Genomic DNA, 856 nt, shown 5'->3' with positions numbered 1-856 from the left:
CGTCGTCTTGACGTTGGCGCGCAGTGCTTCGACCGTCTGGGCGTCGCGGCGCACCGCCGACAGCGCGTTCTCCACCTCTTCGACGGCCTTCAGCACCGTCTGCTTCCAGGCGAGATAGGCCGTCTTGGCGTCGGACCGGGCGATGTCGACGTTGGCGCGCAGGCGGCCGCCGTCGAAGATCGGCAGGGTGAGCGTCGGGCCGAACGACCAGGTGGTCAGGCCGCCGCCCTTGCCGCCGGCCGGGTTGACCCAGGACGGCGAGATCGAGCCGGAGAGCGCGATCGTCGGATAAAGCTGCGACTGGGCGACGCCGATATTGGCGGTGGCGGCGGCGAGATCGCGCTCGGCCCGGCGGATGTCGGGACGGTTGCGGATCAGGTCGGCCGGAATGCCGGAGATGATGCCGGCGCGGTAGATCGGCTGGGCAGCACCCTTCTGCAGTTCGCTCAGCAGCGCCGGGGCCGGCAGGCCGAGCAGCGTGGCGATGTGATGGGCGGCGACACGGAAGTTGGTTTCGAGCCCGGGGATTTCGGCCTGCGTCGACTGCACCAGGCCCTCGGCCTGGACGACATCGAGGCGCGAGGCGGCACCGGCTTCCAGCTGGAACTGGGTGAGCTCGTAGGTTTCCTGGCGCGAGCGCAGGTTGTCCTTCGACAGCGCGAGGCGCTCCTGGAAGAAGCGGGCGTCGATATAGGAGGAGATGAGATCCTGCAGGAAGGCGAGGCGGGCGACGTCGGCGGTGGCATAGGCCGAATCGAGCGAGGCAAGCGCGCTTTCCTTCGAACGGCGGTACTGGCCGAAGAGATCGAGCAGCCAGGAGATATTGGCATCGCCCTCGGAGGTGTTGGTGGCGCCG

General features: G+C 68.6%; 1 protein-coding gene. It reads right to left on the bottom strand.

Going from position 1 to position 856, the window contains the following annotated elements:
* Positions 1 to 856 (bottom strand): efflux transporter outer membrane subunit (locus ACPYOI_RS35825; protein ID WP_481424143.1); only part of this gene is annotated, 856 nt, incomplete at both ends.

Source organism: Rhizobium sp. SVR5-2C, from assembly GCF_056755115.1.
Note: the sequence above shows the minus strand (reverse complement) of the source record. Positions and strands in the feature narration are given on the sequence as shown.